This window comes from Pseudooceanicola batsensis HTCC2597, from assembly GCF_000152725.1.
GTDB classification, from domain to species: domain Bacteria; phylum Pseudomonadota; class Alphaproteobacteria; order Rhodobacterales; family Rhodobacteraceae; genus Pseudooceanicola; species Pseudooceanicola batsensis.
In genome coordinates, this window is record NZ_CH724131.1 from 2,954,135 (window position 1) to 2,969,167 (window position 15,033).

14 protein-coding genes are annotated in these 15,033 nt (G+C 67.0%); 12 read left to right on the top strand and 2 right to left on the bottom strand.

Annotation, left to right across the window (positions count from 1 at the left end; genetic code table 11):
- The first annotated feature begins 212 nt into the window (after window positions 1-212).
- The 5 genes from coxB to OB2597_RS18140 are packed head-to-tail and all read left to right on the top strand — an operon-like array spanning window position 213 to window position 5,743.
- Complete coding sequence (coxB, locus tag OB2597_RS18120; RefSeq protein WP_407636179.1) at window positions 213-1,226, top strand: cytochrome c oxidase subunit II; 1,014 nt, start codon at window positions 213-215, stop codon at window positions 1,224-1,226.
- Window positions 1,223-3,787 (top strand): cytochrome c oxidase subunit I, encoded by a 2,565-nt coding sequence (gene ctaD, locus OB2597_RS18125; RefSeq protein ID WP_009807070.1) that lies wholly within the window; start codon window positions 1,223-1,225, stop codon window positions 3,785-3,787. The genes coxB and ctaD overlap by 4 nt, the downstream gene beginning before the upstream one ends.
- On the top strand, window positions 3,784-4,188 hold the full coding sequence (locus tag OB2597_RS18130; RefSeq protein WP_009807071.1) for a hypothetical protein: 405 nt from the start codon (window positions 3,784-3,786) through the stop codon (window positions 4,186-4,188). Before ctaD ends, OB2597_RS18130 begins: the two co-directional genes overlap by 4 nt.
- Window positions 4,185-4,757, top strand: a complete 573-nt coding sequence (locus OB2597_RS18135; protein ID WP_009807072.1) for a cytochrome c oxidase assembly protein — start codon at window positions 4,185-4,187, stop codon at window positions 4,755-4,757. The genes OB2597_RS18130 and OB2597_RS18135 overlap by 4 nt, the downstream gene beginning before the upstream one ends.
- Window positions 4,754-5,743, top strand: a complete 990-nt coding sequence (locus OB2597_RS18140) for a c-type cytochrome (protein ID WP_009807073.1) — start codon at window positions 4,754-4,756, stop codon at window positions 5,741-5,743. Before OB2597_RS18135 ends, OB2597_RS18140 begins: the two co-directional genes overlap by 4 nt.
- On the opposite strand, the gene OB2597_RS18145 is transcribed toward OB2597_RS18140, so the two are convergent.
- Together OB2597_RS18145 and OB2597_RS18150 are read right to left on the bottom strand one after the other, a co-directional pair.
- On the bottom strand, window positions 5,727-6,056 hold the full coding sequence (locus OB2597_RS18145) for a hypothetical protein (RefSeq protein WP_009807074.1): 330 nt from the start codon (window positions 6,054-6,056) through the stop codon (window positions 5,727-5,729). The two genes, OB2597_RS18140 and OB2597_RS18145, sit on opposite strands and share 17 nt — an antisense overlap.
- A 145-nt stretch (window positions 6,057-6,201) precedes the next feature.
- On the bottom strand, window positions 6,202-7,209 hold the full coding sequence (locus tag OB2597_RS18150; RefSeq protein WP_009807075.1) for a LacI family DNA-binding transcriptional regulator: 1,008 nt from the start codon (window positions 7,207-7,209) through the stop codon (window positions 6,202-6,204).
- A gap of 233 nt (window positions 7,210-7,442) precedes the next feature.
- On the opposite strand from OB2597_RS18150, the gene OB2597_RS18155 reads away from it, so the two are divergent.
- The 7 genes from OB2597_RS18155 to OB2597_RS18185 all read left to right on the top strand — a co-directional run bounded on the left by OB2597_RS18155 (window position 7,443) and on the right by OB2597_RS18185 (window position 15,033).
- Window positions 7,443-9,053, top strand: a complete 1,611-nt coding sequence (locus tag OB2597_RS18155; RefSeq protein WP_009807076.1) for an extracellular solute-binding protein — start codon at window positions 7,443-7,445, stop codon at window positions 9,051-9,053.
- 67 nt (window positions 9,054-9,120) lie between these two features.
- A complete protein-coding gene (locus OB2597_RS18160) occupies window positions 9,121-9,981 on the top strand; it encodes a carbohydrate ABC transporter permease (RefSeq protein ID WP_009807077.1) in 861 nt (286 codons plus the stop codon).
- Window positions 9,982-9,986: 5 nt separating this feature from the next.
- Complete coding sequence (locus tag OB2597_RS18165; RefSeq protein WP_148234827.1) at window positions 9,987-10,922, top strand: carbohydrate ABC transporter permease; 936 nt, start codon at window positions 9,987-9,989, stop codon at window positions 10,920-10,922.
- Complete coding sequence (locus tag OB2597_RS18170; RefSeq protein WP_009807079.1) at window positions 10,922-11,980, top strand: ABC transporter ATP-binding protein; 1,059 nt, start codon at window positions 10,922-10,924, stop codon at window positions 11,978-11,980. Before OB2597_RS18165 ends, OB2597_RS18170 begins: the two co-directional genes overlap by 1 nt.
- A complete protein-coding gene (locus OB2597_RS18175) occupies window positions 11,980-12,996 on the top strand; it encodes an ABC transporter ATP-binding protein (RefSeq protein WP_009807080.1) in 1,017 nt (338 codons plus the stop codon). Before OB2597_RS18170 ends, OB2597_RS18175 begins: the two co-directional genes overlap by 1 nt.
- 22 nt (window positions 12,997-13,018) lie before the next feature.
- Window positions 13,019-14,104, top strand: a complete 1,086-nt coding sequence (locus tag OB2597_RS18180) for a Gfo/Idh/MocA family protein (protein WP_009807081.1) — start codon at window positions 13,019-13,021, stop codon at window positions 14,102-14,104.
- 14 nt (window positions 14,105-14,118) lie between these two features.
- The gene (locus tag OB2597_RS18185; RefSeq protein ID WP_009807082.1) at window positions 14,119-15,033 is read left to right on the top strand and encodes a sugar phosphate isomerase/epimerase family protein; all 915 of its coding nucleotides are present in this window, start codon (window positions 14,119-14,121) and stop codon (window positions 15,031-15,033) included.

A 15,033-nucleotide genomic window follows, 5' to 3' on the forward strand; every position in this document is an offset into this window, starting at 1 on the left:
CGGGCTCTGTTTCCTCATCGGCAGGGAAAGCCGGGGCGGCATGGTGGCCCGTGCCAGATGCGCCGCCTTGCGACGCGGTCCCGCTCGGCAGCCCGGCAATGGCTTCGCCCATCAACCTTGTATGCCCGCGCCTCCCGCGGAGGGGGCAAACCGAATTCTTCGCGCGCGCGGGAACTTTTCCCAGCCGATCAAGTTGCCGTATCATGAACGTGATGATGCGTGACCGGAACGACATCCGGCGGTCGTGCTTTAGCCGTGTGCCGGCGCTCACCTTGCTCTCGCTCCTCGTTCTGGCCGGATGCGGGCGTGAGCAGTCTGCCCTGAACGTCGCCGGGCGCGACGCCGCGGCCATATCGCTTCTCTTCTGGGTCATGCTTGTCGGGGCCGTCTTGCTGTGGCTCATGGTGAACGGCGCGTTTCTCTACGTGTCCCGGTTCGCGCCGGGCCGGTTCGACGAGCGCCACGGCCGCCGCCTCCTGATCGGCGGCGGCATCGTTCTGCCGACCGTGGTCCTCACCGCGCTGCTTGTCTGGGGGCTGAGCCTCCTCCCGGATTCGCGGACCCCGGGCGACGGGCTGGTCGTCCGCGTGACGGGCGAACAATGGTGGTGGCGCGTCGAATACTGGCCCGAGGGCGCGACCGAGCCGGTGGTCTCCGCCAACGAGATCCGTCTGCCGGTCGGAGAAAGGACCGAGTTCCGCCTGTTGGCCGACAAGGTCATCCATTCCTTCTGGATCCCGGCGCTCGGCGGCAAGATGGACATGTTCCCCGGCCGGGAAACCACCTTCACTCTCCTGCCCGACAAGCCCGGAACCTACCGCGGCCAATGCGCCGAGTTCTGCGGGGCGAGCCACGCCTGGATGGCCTTCGTCGCCGTGGCGATGGAGCCGGAGGAGTTCGACGCCTGGCTGCAGGCCCAGGCCGAAGATGCGGCGCCGCCGGCCGACGATGCCGCACGGCGGGGGCAGGCCGTCTTCCGGGATGAGGGATGCGGCGCCTGCCATACGGTCCGGGGGACCGACGCCGTGGGGCAGGTCGGTCCCGACCTCACCCACATCGGCAGCCGTCTCAGCCTCGGGGCGGGGCGAGCGCGGGTGACCCTGGACGATCTCGCCACCTGGGTCGCCCATACCGACGCGCTGAAGCCCGAGGTCCGGATGCCGAGCTACGATCTCGGAGAGGACGAGCTGCGCGACCTGGCCCACTACCTGAAGGGACTGAGATGAAGACCCCTCCCTCCGGCATTCCCAAGCCCGAAGGCACCTATCCCCCGACCGAGGCCATGCTGGCCGAGCCGGTGCCGGAGGACCTGGCGAAAGCGCAGACCGCGCGCCTGCGGAAGGCCTGGGCCGCGCCCCCCGGATGGCGCTATCCGAGCGCCGTGAACAACACCGAGGTGGGCAAGTGGTACTGCATGACCGCGCTGTCGTTCATGCTGATGGCCGGTGTCATGGCGCTGATCATGCGGCTTCAGCTGGCGGTGCCCGAGAACGACCTGGTCTCGGCCGACCGGTTCAACCAGCTGTTCACGATGCACGGCTCGGCGATGATGTTCCTCTTTGCCGTGCCCCTGTTCGAGGCGATTTCCATTCTGCTGCTGCCCGGCATGCTGGGCGCGCGCGACATGCCTTTTCCGCGCCTTTCGGCCTATGGCTACTGGTCGTTCCTGATCGGCGGCATCTTCGTCATCGGCTCGACATTCTTCGACGCGGCCCCCCGGGCGGGATGGTTCATGTATCCTCCCCTCGCGACCGAGGACGAGGGGCCGGGGTCGGACATCTGGCTGCTGGGCCTCTCCTTCATCGAGATCGCCTCGATCGCGGCGGCGGTCGAACTGATCGTGGGGGCGCTGAAATGCCGCCCGCCGGGGATGCGGGTCAACATCATGCCGCTCTATGCCTGGTACGTGATGGTGGTGGGCGGCATGATCCTCTTCGCCTTCCCGCCGCTGATCGCCGGCGATTTCCTGTTCGAACTGGAGCGGTCCTTCGACTGGCCCTTCTTCGATCCGACGCGGGGCGGCGACCCGATGCTCTGGCAGCACCTGTTCTGGATCTTCGGCCACCCCGAAGTCTACATCATCTTCCTGCCCTCCATCGCCATCGCCGCCATGGTCATCCCTACCGTCGCCCGGCGCCCGATCTTCGGCTATTCCTGGATCGTGCTGTCGGCCGTGGGCACCGGATTCCTGTCCTTCGGCCTCTGGGTGCACCACATGTTCACCACGGGCCTGCCGTCGATCTCGCTGGGCTTCTTCTCGGCCGCGTCCGAGGCGGTGGTGATCCCGACCGGCATCCAGATCTTCGCCTTCCTCGCGACGCTGATGGCAGGGCGGGTGAAGATGACGCTGCCGATGCTCTGGATCTCGGGCGCGCTGGCGATCTTCACGATGGGTGGCCTGACCGGCGTGATGCTGGCGCTCGCGCCCTTCGACTTCCAGGTGCACGACACCTATTTCATCGTCGCGCACCTGCACTACACCCTTTTCGGCGGCATGGTCTTTCCGGTGATCGCGGGGGTCTATTACTTCTTCCCCTTCATCCAGAAAAAGCTGCTGTCCGAGAGACTGGGCAAATGGGCTTTCTGGCTGATCTTCTCGGGCTTCAACCTGACCTTCCTGCCGATGCACCTGACCGGGCTCTGGGGGATGCCGCGCCGCGTCTACACCTACCCGACCGACCTGGGCTGGGACGGCCTCAACATGATCTCGACCATCGGCGCCTTCATCATCGCCGCCGGTTTCGCGATCTTCGTCTGGGATCTGATCCGGCCCAAGGGCCACCAGCCGCAGATCCCGCGCAACCCTTGGGACGCGGGCACGCTGGAATGGACGCATGACGTTCCGGAAGAAACCTGGGGGGTGCGCTCGATCCCGCATGTGACCACCCGCTATCCGCTCTGGGACCAGCCGCAGATGCAGGCCCGGATGGATGCAGGGCGCTACTATCTTCCCGACGCGGAAGAGGGCAAGCGCGAGACGCTCGTCACCTCGGTCATCGACGCCGAGCCGATCCAGGTCCAGCGGGTGACCGGGCCGACATGGATCACGCACCTGGCCGCGCTCTTCACCGGGGGGGCCTTCATCTTCCCCACCTTCCACCTCTACCCGCCCGCCATCGTCAGCGGAGCGCTGGCGATCTGCTGCATCATCTGGTGGCTCTGGACCTCGACCGCCCGCCCGCCCGAGGCCGACAGCAAGGACGTGGGCCTGGGGCTCCGCCTGCCGACCTATGCGGCGGGTCCCTCCTCGGTCGGGTGGTGGGCCATGTGGATCACCATGCTCGGCGACGCGACGGCCTTTTCCTCCGTGGTCTTCGGGTTCTTCTTCTACTGGACCGCCTCGCCGGACTTCCCGCCGGACGGGGCGGCCCATGCCGCCGCCGGCTGGGTCGGACTGGCGGCGGTGGCCTTCGCCCTCAACTGGATGATGACCGTGGGCGCGCGTCAGCTGAACAGGGCCGGTTCGGTCGGCGCGGCGCGGCTCTGCCTCGTGCTGGCCCCGGCGACCGCCGCCCTGGGCGCGGCGTCGCTGATCGTCTCGGTCTGGGGGCTCGCACCCGAGAGCCACGTCTACCCCGCCATCCTCTGGGCGCTGACCGTCTGGATCGCGGCGCATACCGGAGCGGGGGTGATCATGCAGCTCTACTGCCTGGCCGGTTCGCTCTTCGGCAAGATGACGCCGCGTTACGACGCGGATATCTGGAACGTCTCGCTCTTCTGGCACTTCGTCACGATCTCGGCGCTCGTCACCTGCGCCGTCATGGGCCTCGCCCCGGAGGCGCTATGACCGAAGAGCGCACACCGGACCGCCGGGAGGACCAGAAGGAATTCGCCGAGGAGGAGGCGAGCCTTCTGAAGATCACGTTGGGGCCGCTGATCTGGGCGGCGCATTTCGTCGTCTGCTACGGGCTTGTTGCGGTGACCTGCGCCAAGGGCTGGGACATCGGCGCGGTCCGCATCGGCCTGGGCGGGCTGAGCGCGCTGGCGCTCGCGGGCGTGCTCTGGGTCGGCTGGGCCGCGTGGCGCCAGTGGGGCGTGACCACGACGGGCGACAGGGTGAACAGGCTGGGCAGCGCCGAGGACCGGCACCACTTCCTCGGTCACGCCGCCTTTCTGCTGTCGATCATCTCGCTGATCGGGGTGGTCTTCGTCTCGCTGCCGCTGGTGCTGATCGGGGGGTGCCAGTGAGACCGCTCTTCCTCATACCGGGGCTGGGCTGTCTCGCCCTGATCTGGCTGGCGCCGCTCGACGTCGCGCTTCCCGGTTTTGCCCTGCACATGCTGCGCCACATGACGCTGGTGGCGGTCGCCGCGCCGCTCATCGTCCTAGGGCTGCCCGCCATCGCCCGGCGCCTGGCGATCCCGCCCCTCGGCGCGGCCTTGGCGGAATTCGTGGTCGTCTGGGCCTGGCATCTCCCCGCCGCCCACGCACTCGGCCGGTTGCAGTCCTGGGGCTTCGCCGCCGAACAGGCAAGCTTTCTGGCGGTCGGGCTTCTGGTCTGGGCCGGATGCCTGCGCGAGGATCAGCCGCTGGCGGGCGCCGGCGGCCTGCTGCTGACGTCGATGCACATGACCCTGCTCGGCGCGCTTCTCGTGCTCGCGCCCCGGGACATCTATGCCGAGATCTGCGGCACCGCGCCCGACCTGACCGGCCAGCAGATCGGCGGCATGCTGATGCTGGCGATCGGAACCCCGGTCTACCTGGTCGCCGGGCTTCGCCTCACCGCCCACGCCTTGCAGGACAGGAGCCCGGCATGAGAACGGTGCTGCTTACACTGGCTGCCGTGGCCGCCCTCGGACTGGCGGGGGCCGGCGCCGTGGTGACCTTCGGCCTCTACAACGTCTCGGCGCAGGCCGGGCACCTGCCGGGCGTCGCCTGGCTGCTGCACACGACCTTCCGGAACGCGGTCGAACTGCGCGCCCCCGCGATGGACAAGGTGCCGCCGCTCGACGATCCCGATCTGATCGCCCTCGGCGCGGGGCATTACGCCTCGGCCTGCGCCTTCTGCCACGCCACGCCCGACGGCGCGCGCAGCGCCACCGCCCGCGCGATGGAGCCTCCGCCGCCCCCCATCGACGAGGCGGTGGCGCACTGGAAGCCCAACGAGCTCTTCTGGATCGTCGAGAACGGCGTGAAGATGACCGGCATGCCCGGCTGGCCGGTCAAGGGGCGCGAGGACGAGGCCTGGGCCGTGGTCGCCTATCTCGAGACGGTCAAGGCCGATGCCGCCCCGCCCCTGCCCGGGGCCGACGCGGGCGCGGCCTATTGCCGGAGCTGCCACGAAAGGATTGCCGGGCCGGTGCCCCGGCTGGACAGGCTGAGCCCGGACTACATCGAGGCGCAGCTCGAGAACTACCGGACGGGCGTCCGGCCGAGCGGCATTATGTCCCATGCCGTCAGCCTCGCCCCGCCCGAGAGCTTTGCGGACCTCGCCCGCGAGCTCGCGGGCGCATCGCTGCCCGACCGGGAGGTCGCGGTGACCGGCGATGCCGCGGCGGGCCGCGACCTGGCCGGCCGGGGAACGCGGGACGTGCCGGCCTGCCTCGCCTGCCATGGCGGCGAAGACCGCAAGGGCCCGCTGCTGCACGGCCAGCCCGAGGACTTCCTGGCGACCCAGATCAGGCTCTGGCGGGACGGCACCTATCACCACAACCGCCTGATGGTCGCCGCCACCCGCGATCTCGAGGATGCCGACATCAGCGCGCTCGCCGCCTATTTCGCCTCGCTCAGAGCGCCAGAATGACCAGCACAACGCCGACCGCCAGCGCTGCGATGACGGTCACGCTCTTCAGCATCCTCTGCCCCACGGTCAAAAGCTCGTGCGGGGTCTGCTTGTCGTCGCTCGCCTCGTCGCGGGGCGCCTCGTGGCGCATGGCCCGGCGCACCTGCTCGGGCGAGGGCGGATGCCCCGCCGCCTCGTCGTCGGTTCCCAGCGGCGCGGCGGCCGGATCGGAAAAGGCCACCTTGTCGCCGGTCCCGCCCCGGTCGATCTCGTCCCGCAGCCGGTCCGCGGTCGCATTCTCCTGCATGTCGGTCTTCCCGGTTTTCTCCGCCATGAAGCTCCTCGTTCGACTGGTCGCGCCCCACCCGGTCGTCGCCTCTCGGGCAGGCTTTCCTTTCAGATAGCGCATGCGGGCCCCGGTGCACGCTCCGGCCGCCGCTCCACCGGCGGCGCGGGCGGAAAGCCGCGCCCCGGGGGGATCAGTTCGACGGGATGTTCTCCTTGAAGACGACCTGCAGCCGGGGCATGTACTCCGGCTCGACCGTGCCCTTCACCGACGAGGCGAGCAGGCGGACGATCTCGCGCGCCTCGACGCGGGGGTTCTGGTCGATCACGGCATCCATCGTCCGGTCCAGCAGCATCAGCCGCGTCGCGTCGGTCAGATCGTGGCCGATGAAAACGGTCTTGCGATCCCTCCGGGCCTCGCGAAGCGCCCGCGCGATCCCCTGGTTGCCCGATCCGATGTTGTAGATGCCGCTGATGTCGCCATGTTCGAGCAGCCGCATCGTTTCGTCATAGGCGCGGTCGCGGTCGTCGCTGACCTCGGCCGTGCCTGCGATGCGGATCTCGGGGAACTCCTCGGACAGGATCGAGCGCACGCCCATCTCGCGCTCCTCGTGGCCGCGATAGGCCAGGGATCCGACGAAGACCGCGATGCGATGCTGTCCAGGGGGCAAAAAGCGCCCCAGCAGCAGCCCCGCAAGGCGCCCGGCCGCCCGGTTGTCGACGCCGACATACCCCACCTTGTCCACGGTCGGGATGTCGGACACCAGGGTCCCGATCCGCACGCCCGAGGCCGCCAGGGCGTTGATCGCCTCGCGTACCTGGGGATGGTCCAGGGCCACGAGACCTACGCCGTCGGTCCGGTGCCGCAGGTCGATGAGCTTGGCCGACAGCCGCTCGGGGTCGAACCCTTCGATTTCGTGCAGCGTCGCGGTGACGTCCCCCCGTGCCGCGCTCTCTTCGAGCAGGTTCTTCTTGAGCGTCCGCATGAACGAGTTGCTGCCCGCCGGAAGCACGAAATCCAGCCGGACCGTCACATCGGGGGCGGCGGCTTCCAAGGGGCCGAAGTATCCCAGCTTCCGGGCCACCTGCAGGACGATGTCGCGGGTCCGGGGGCGCACGCCGTCACGGTCGTTCAGGACCCGGTCCACGGTGGCGGGGGAGACCCCGGCCTCGCGGGCGATCTGGGAAACGGTCGTGCGCATGCTGAGCCCTCTTGATTCTGTAATGTCATCATTTCACATCTTGTGGATGATTTAATGCAATCATTTTCTGCATCTCATCCGCGTCAACACACCTAGAAGCGGCTCATTTCGGTCCAACTTAGGCAAAATGATCGGAAATGATGTCTTTTGATGATTGTTGGCGCGGTGATGGCGGTTGATGCTGCCCCTCATTGGAGAACGCGTCCGGGAGGGGCGCGACCAGGGAGGGAAAAATGACCCATCATCCGCGTTTCTCGCGGCGCCGTTTCCTGTCGGCCGCCGCCCAGACCACCGCGCTCGTCGCGGTGTCTTCGCCACTCGTGCTGCGGCCCGGTCGCGCCCGTGCGGCCAGCGACCTTGCACAGGGCATGATCGGCGGCCCCACCGGCTTTCCGGGGGCCGAACGCTATCAGTACGGACCCGACACCCCGGAAGGCCGCGCCATCGAGGCGGTCAAGGCGCTGAAGGCTGCCGGCAAGGCGCCGGAGCGCATCGTATTGGGGCTCAGCGACGGGTCCATCGGCCAGATCACCCAGCCCTTCCCCGAAGGCGCGCCCTCGGTCAAGGACCTCTGGGAGCAGGAGACCGGCATCACGCTCGACATCGTCGGTGTGCCGAACGGCCAGGAATTCACCAAGGTGATGCAGGACGTCTCGACCAACGGTGGCGGCTTCGACATCTACGCGGTCGAGTGGAACCGCCTCGGCGACCTGGCCGAGACCGGCGGCATTATCGCGCTCGATGACTTCGTCGCCGCGCACAGACCAGAATGGGACGATCCCGAACGCGGCTACGTGAACGGCAAACAGGGCGTGTCCCTGCTGAACGAATACCGCGGTACCGTCTACGGCGTCTCGCTCGACGGCGACTTCCAGACCTGGAACCACCGTACCGACCTGTTCAACGATCCGAACGAACAGAAGGCCTTTGCCGACAAACACGGCTATGAACTGGCCCCGCCGAAGACCTGGAAACAGCACGACGAGATCGCGGCCTTCTTCCATCGCCCGGATCAGGGGCTCTTCGGCTCGACCGACCTGCGCAACCAGGGCTGGGGCTATACCAACTGGTATCAGCGCTACGTCTCGATGGACGCGCCCAACCAGTTCCTGTTCGCCGATGACGGCACCGCGCTGATCAACTCCGAGGCCGGCTGGCAGGCGACGCAGGAATATGTCGACAGCCTGAGCCACCATTCCCCCGATGCCATCTCGTGGGGCTGGCCCGAGCAGTACGGCAACTTCGGCAACGGCGGGGCGGCGATGACCTGCGCCTTCTCGAACCTGCCCAAGTTCCTCGACAACCCCGCCAACGAAGGGTCGAAGGTGACCGGCAAGGTCGGCAGCCACCTGCCGCCGGGCCGTGAACACGACGACGGCATCTCGGCCCGCACGGTTCTGTGGCTGAACCTCACGGCCTGCGTCTCGTCGCAGTCCGACCACCCCGAGGCCGCCTATCTTCTGCTGCAATGGCTCGGGTCCAGCCGGATCTATTCGTGGATGACAGCCAATCCGAGCGGCTATTTCGACCCGTTCCAGCTGGCGAACTTCGCCGATCCGCTCGTGCGGGAGACCTATCACGACTACCACATGGACGTGGTTCGCGAGAGCGTCGAACGCACGGTGCCGACGATCAACTATCCCGGCGCCACGGCCTTCCACAACGCACTGGACGAAAACCTCATGGCGGCGCTGACCGGCGGCATGGATGCCGAACAGGCCATGGCCAACACCGAACGCCAGTGGAAGCGGATCGCCCGTCGCGTCGGCGAGGACAAGCTGATCGAGGCCATTCAGGCGAACAAGGCCGCCTGGCCGACCGTCATGGACCCCGCGTCAAGCTGACCGGCTCCTCCCTCCGCGGGGCCGTCCCTCCCGGCGGCCCCGCGTCCTGAACGAAAAGACACTGACGATGCAACGCTCACTCTCATTCGAGATCTTCCGCTACGCCGCGATCTTCACCTTTCTCGCGCTGTCGCTCATCCCGACGATCTGGATGATCTCGATGGCGTTCAAGCCGATCGCCGAATGGCAGGCCTCGGGCGCCGACCTGACCTGGTGGCCGGAAAATCCGACGCTCGACAACTTCCGCTTCATCTTCGGGGAAAGCGGCTCGGACCTGATCGTCGCGCTCGAACGCACCGCCGGCCGTCCGATCCTGGCCTCGCTGCTCGCAGCGACCTTCGGCACGCTGATCGCCATGGTGGCCGGGACCTCCGCCGCCTACGGGCTGTCGCGTTTCGGGGCGGGCGGCAACCTGCCGCTCGCGCTGATCCAGCTGCGGATCTTCCCGCCGATGGCGGTGATGATCCCCGTGATGATCATGTGGGCCTTTCTCGGCCTGATCGACACCTGGTACGGTCTGGCACTGATCTACGGCATCGTCACCATGCCCTTCAGCTTCTGGCTGATGAAGACCTTCTTCGACGACATGCCGCGCGAGATCGAGGATGCGGCACTGGTCGAGGGCTGTTCGCGCTGGCGGGTGTTCCTCAAGATCACCCTGCCGATGATGCGCCCCGCGCTCGCGTCCTCCGCGCTCTTCGTCTTCATCCTCAACTGGTCCGATTACCTGATCGCGCTGCTGCTGACGACGCGCGACTGGGTGACGATCCCCGTCTACATGGCCTCGCTCAGCTCGTCGATGACCGGCCAGCTCTACGGCGCCAAGGCCGCGCTCGGGCTCATCGCCGCCGTGCCGCCCGTGATCATGGGCATCGCCATTCAAAAGCAGCTTGTCCGCGGCCTCACCTTCGGAGCGCTCAAGGAATGACCGACATGACCACCAATGACATGGGCGCCACCGCGTCGCCCCAGGACGCCGCCGTGCCGGGCGGGTCGGAAGAGAAGAGGCTGGGCCTCTGGCTGACCCTTCCCGCGCAGCTTCTGGTGATATTCATCGCGCTCTTCCCGATCCTGATGCAGGTCTACATCTCGCTGACGGACTGGTCGCCGCTGGACGGCATCCCCTGGTACCGCGCATACGAGCTGTGGATCGGCCTGCTGAACTACGCGGACCTGGCCAACGACCCCCGGTTCTGGTCCGCCATGTGGCGCACCTGCATCGTCATGGCGATCTGCGTGCCGGTGCAGTTTCTGCTGGGGCTGGGGCTCGCGATCCTCTTCGTCGACGACTTTCCGGGCCGGCGCGTCCTCTATTCCACGATCCTGGTGCCGATGATGGTGGTGCCCGCGGTGGCCGGCTACATGTTCTTCATGCTCTTCCAGTCGGGCGGGCCGGTGAACGACATCCTGTCCTTCTTCGCGGGCCGCCCGGTGACCATCGCCTGGCTGTCGGACCCCGACCTCGCGCTTTTCGCGACCATCGTATCCGACATCTGGCAATGGACGCCGCTGATGTTCCTGATCCTGCTGGCGGGCATGGTCTCGGTCCCGCAGGACCAGCAGATGGCGGCCGTGTTGCTGGGGGCCTCGTGGTGGCGCCGCTTCCGCACCATCGTTCTGCCGCGGATGAAGACGATCATCATCATCGCCGTGGCGATCCGGGTGATCGAGAACTTCAAGGTCTTCGACAACTTCTACATCATGACCGGCGGCGGTCCCGGCGTCGCGACCGAAACCATCTCGATCTACATCTACAAGGTCACGCAGCAGGAACTGATCTGGGGCTATGTCGCGGCCATCGCGCTCGCCATCCTGATCGTCCTCTCGGTCGTCTCGGCCCTGGCCATCAAGAAACTGAGGAGCGCGTGATGACCGAGATCGTGATGCAGAACCTGGGCCGCGACTTCGGCGACTTCACTGCGCTCGCAGACATGGACCTGACCATCGGGTCAGGTGAGTTCGTCGCCCTCCTCGGTCCCTCGGGCTGCGGCAAGTCGACGACGATGAACATGATCGCCGGGATGCTCGATCCCAGCCACGGCGAGATCAGGTTCGACGGGCGCAACATGAACGGCGTGCCGATGGCGAAACGCGGCGTGGGCTTCGTCTTTCAGAACTACGCGATCTTCACGCACATGACGGTGCGCGACAACCTGGCCTACGGGCTCAGGGCGCAGGGCGTCGGCCGGGCCGAGACCGACCGCCGGGTCGGCGACATCGCCGAGCTGCTGCAACTGACACCGATGCTGGAGCGCAAGGCGGCGGGGCTGTCGGTGAACATCCTGCAACGCCTCGCCATCGGCCGATCGGCCGTGGTGGAACCGGCGATCTTCCTGCTGGACGAGCCCCTGTCGAATGTCGATGCGGCCTTCCGTGCCGTCATGCGGGCCGAGCTCAAGTCGCTTCAGCGCCAGTTCCGCCAGACCATGGTCTATGTCACCCACGACCAGCTCGAGGCGATGACCATGGCCGACCGGATCGCGGTGATGGATCATGGCAAGCTGCTTCAGGTCGGTACGCCGCTCGAGGTCTACAACCATCCCGCCGACACCTTCGTCGCGCGCTTCATCGGCGCGCCCGGCATGAACCTCCTGCGCGGCACCCTCCGCGGCGGGGATACCGGCCACACCGTCGATCTGGGCGCGGCGGGTCACTGCCCCGTTCCGACCCGGCAGGGTGGCGAGGTGCTGTTCGGGTTCCGCCCCGAACAGGTCCATCCCGACGCCGCCGGGCCCCTGCAGATGACCGTCGCCACGGTCGAGCGGATCGGCGCGCGCACGATCCTCCACCTCGCCGCCGGAGAGCATCGGGCCAAGGCCGTGCTCGACAGCGAAACGCCGGTGCCGGACCAGGGCGAACCGTTCCGCTTTGCCGTCACCCCCGACGACGTGCGTCTCTTCGACCCCGAAACGGAAAGGGCGATCTGATGGCCTCCATCTCCTTTCGCAACGTCACCAAACGCTACGGCGATGTCGTCGCGGTCGACGATGTCACGCTCGATATCCGGGACAACGCGTTCTTCTGCCTCTTCGGCCCGCCGCTGTCCGGCAAGTCGACGATCCTCAAGCTGATCCTGGGCCTCGAACAGCCGGATGCGGGCGAGATCCTGATCGACGGCCGCCCGGTCACGCATGTCAGCCCGGCACAGCGCAACGTGGCGATGGTGTTCCAGAACCTGGCGCTGTTCCCGCACATGACCGCGCTCGAGAACGTGCGCTTTCCGCTGGTCGAGCGCCGCATGGAGCCCGAGCATATCCGGGCGCGCGTCGCCGATGTGACCGAGAAGCTTCACATCGGGCACATCCTGCACAAGCCGCCCGCCCAGCTGTCGGGCGGCGAACGTCAGCGCGTCGCCATCGCGCGGGCCCTGGTGCGCGATCCGGTGGCCTATCTGATGGACGACCCGATCAGCGCGCTGGACGCCCGCCTCCGCGAGGAGACACGGGTCGAGCTGCGGCGCATCCAGCGCGAGATGGGCAAGACGCTCGTCTACGTGACGCACGACCAGGAAGAGGCGATGTCGGTTGCCGACGGGATGGCGGTCTTCGAGAACGGCAGGGTCCGCCAGACCGGCACGCCCGAGGACCTCTACCGCCGCCCCAACTCGACCTACGTCGCCGGAATGCTGGGGGCGCCGGCGATGAACGTGCTGCCCATGGAGCTTGCCGTGCGGATGCAGGTGGCCGATGCCCCCGACCGCGCCGCGAACCTCGGCGTCCGTCCCGAAAACCTGCGGGTGGGCCTGGGCGAACTGGCCGAGATCACAGAGGTCGAACCCCTGGGCGGTTTCACGACGCTCGGCCTGTCGCTGGAAGGAACGGACCTGCGGGCGACGCTGCGCGGTCAGCCGAAATTTACGGCGGGTCAGAAGGTTGGCCTGACCGTCGATCCCGGCCGCGCGCACTTTTTCGATGCCGGCGGCGCCGCGATCGCGGCACATTGAACGAAGGGAGAGGGAGGAGAGAATGAAGGATTTCGCCTATAGTCCGGATCCGGAGGTCCGCGTGCGCAAGTACCGGATCGGTGCCATAGGGGCCGGCATGATCATGGCCGAATGCCACCTGGCCGCCTATGCCGAGGCCGGCTTTCCGGTCCATGCCATCGCCTCGCGCACCAGGGCCAACGCGCAGTCCGTGGCCGACCGCTGGAACATCGGCACCGTGCACGACACGCCGGAGGCGCTGATCGACGACCCCGAGGTCGAGATCGTCGACATCGCCTATCCGCCCGACCGCCAGCCCGACCTGATCCGCAAGGCTCTGGCCGCGCCGCACGTCAAGGCGGTCCTGGCGCAGAAGCCGCTGGCCCTGTCGCTCGACGAGGCGCGCAAGCTGCGCGACGAGGCCCGTGCGGCGGGCAAGCCGCTCAGCGTCAATCAGAACATGCGCTACGACCAGTCGATGCAGGTGCTCAAGCAGATCCTAGACCGCGGCGCGCTAGGAGAACCGGTCTTCGCCCAAATCGACATGCACGCGATCCCGCACTGGCAGGGCTTTCTTGAAGGCTACGACCGTCTGACCCTGTCGAACATGAGCGTCCACCATCTCGACGCGCTGCGCTTCCTCTTTGGCGACCCGGACGAAGTCACCAGCCTGACGCGGACCGATCCCCGCACGACCTTCGAGCATTCCGACGGGATCGTCGTCACCACGCTGCGCTTTCCCTCCGGGCTCATGGCGCTGTCGACCGAGGATGTCTGGTCCGGCCCGCGCGAAGAGGGTTACGAGGACGACCAGCACATCACCTGGCGGGTCGCGGGCACCAAGGGCGTCGCCAAGGGCACGATCGGCTGGCCGACGGGCGCCGCCTCGACGCTCAGCTACAACTCGACCGAGGAAACCAACGGCAAGTGGGTCACCCCCGACTGGGAAACGATGTGGTTTCCCCATGCCTTCATCGGCGTGATGGAACAGCTCCAGCACGCCGTCGACACCGGCACCGCGCCGGTCCTGAACGTCGCCGACAACGTCCGTACCATGGCGCTTGTCGAGACCGCTTACCAATCCATCGCAGAAGGCCGGACGCTCCGGCTTGACCTGTCCAAAGACTGAGGGAGGACATTATCATGATGCACACGGGCATTTTCTCGGGATATTTCCCGTACGATCTGAAGAAGACCTGCGAGGTCATCAAGGGCCACGGATTCACCACCGTGCAACTGGACCTGCACTTCAAGGACATCGACGTCAGCGACGGCCAGATGACCCCGGACAAGTGCCGCACGATCCGCGACACCTTCCGCGACCACAACCTGCCGATCTGCGCGATCTCGGGCTATACCAACATCATCCATCCCGATCCGGAGACCCGCAAGCAGCGTCTCGCCCGGCTCAAGGAGCTGATCAAGCACGCGCAATACCTCGGCACGCCCTACGTGATCTCCGAGACCGGCACCTTCGACACCGAATCCGACTGGGTCCACCACGACAAGAACAAGACCGAGGAAGGCTGGGAGGATTGCCGCGAGGTCATCGCCGACCTCTCGCAGTTCGCCTATGACCACGGCGCCGTCTTCCTGCTGGAGACCTACGTCAACAACGTCGTCGGCTCGGTCGAGGAGACGCTGCGCATGTTCGCCGAGGTGGATCACCCCGGCCTCGGTCTGCTGATGGACCCGACCAACTACTTCGAGGCCCACAACATCGACGACATGGACCGGATCCTGAACCACGTCTTCGACGCGCTGTCGGACAAGATCTGCATCGCCCATGCCAAGGACGTGAAGCGCTCGGGCGACGACAAGGCCGAGAAGCACGCCGACATCGGCGACGACTCGGCGGCGGAAAGCCATACCTTCCGCGGCGTCGGCGAGATCGAGCTGCCCGCCCCCGGCCTGGGCGAGCTGAACTACGATCTGTATTTCCAGCGCCTCGCCAAGAAACATCCCAACATCGCGATGATCATCGAACACCTGGACGAGGCCGACGTGCCGCGCGCCAAGAAGTTCATCGACGAGAAGATGCGCGCCAACGGCTGCTGA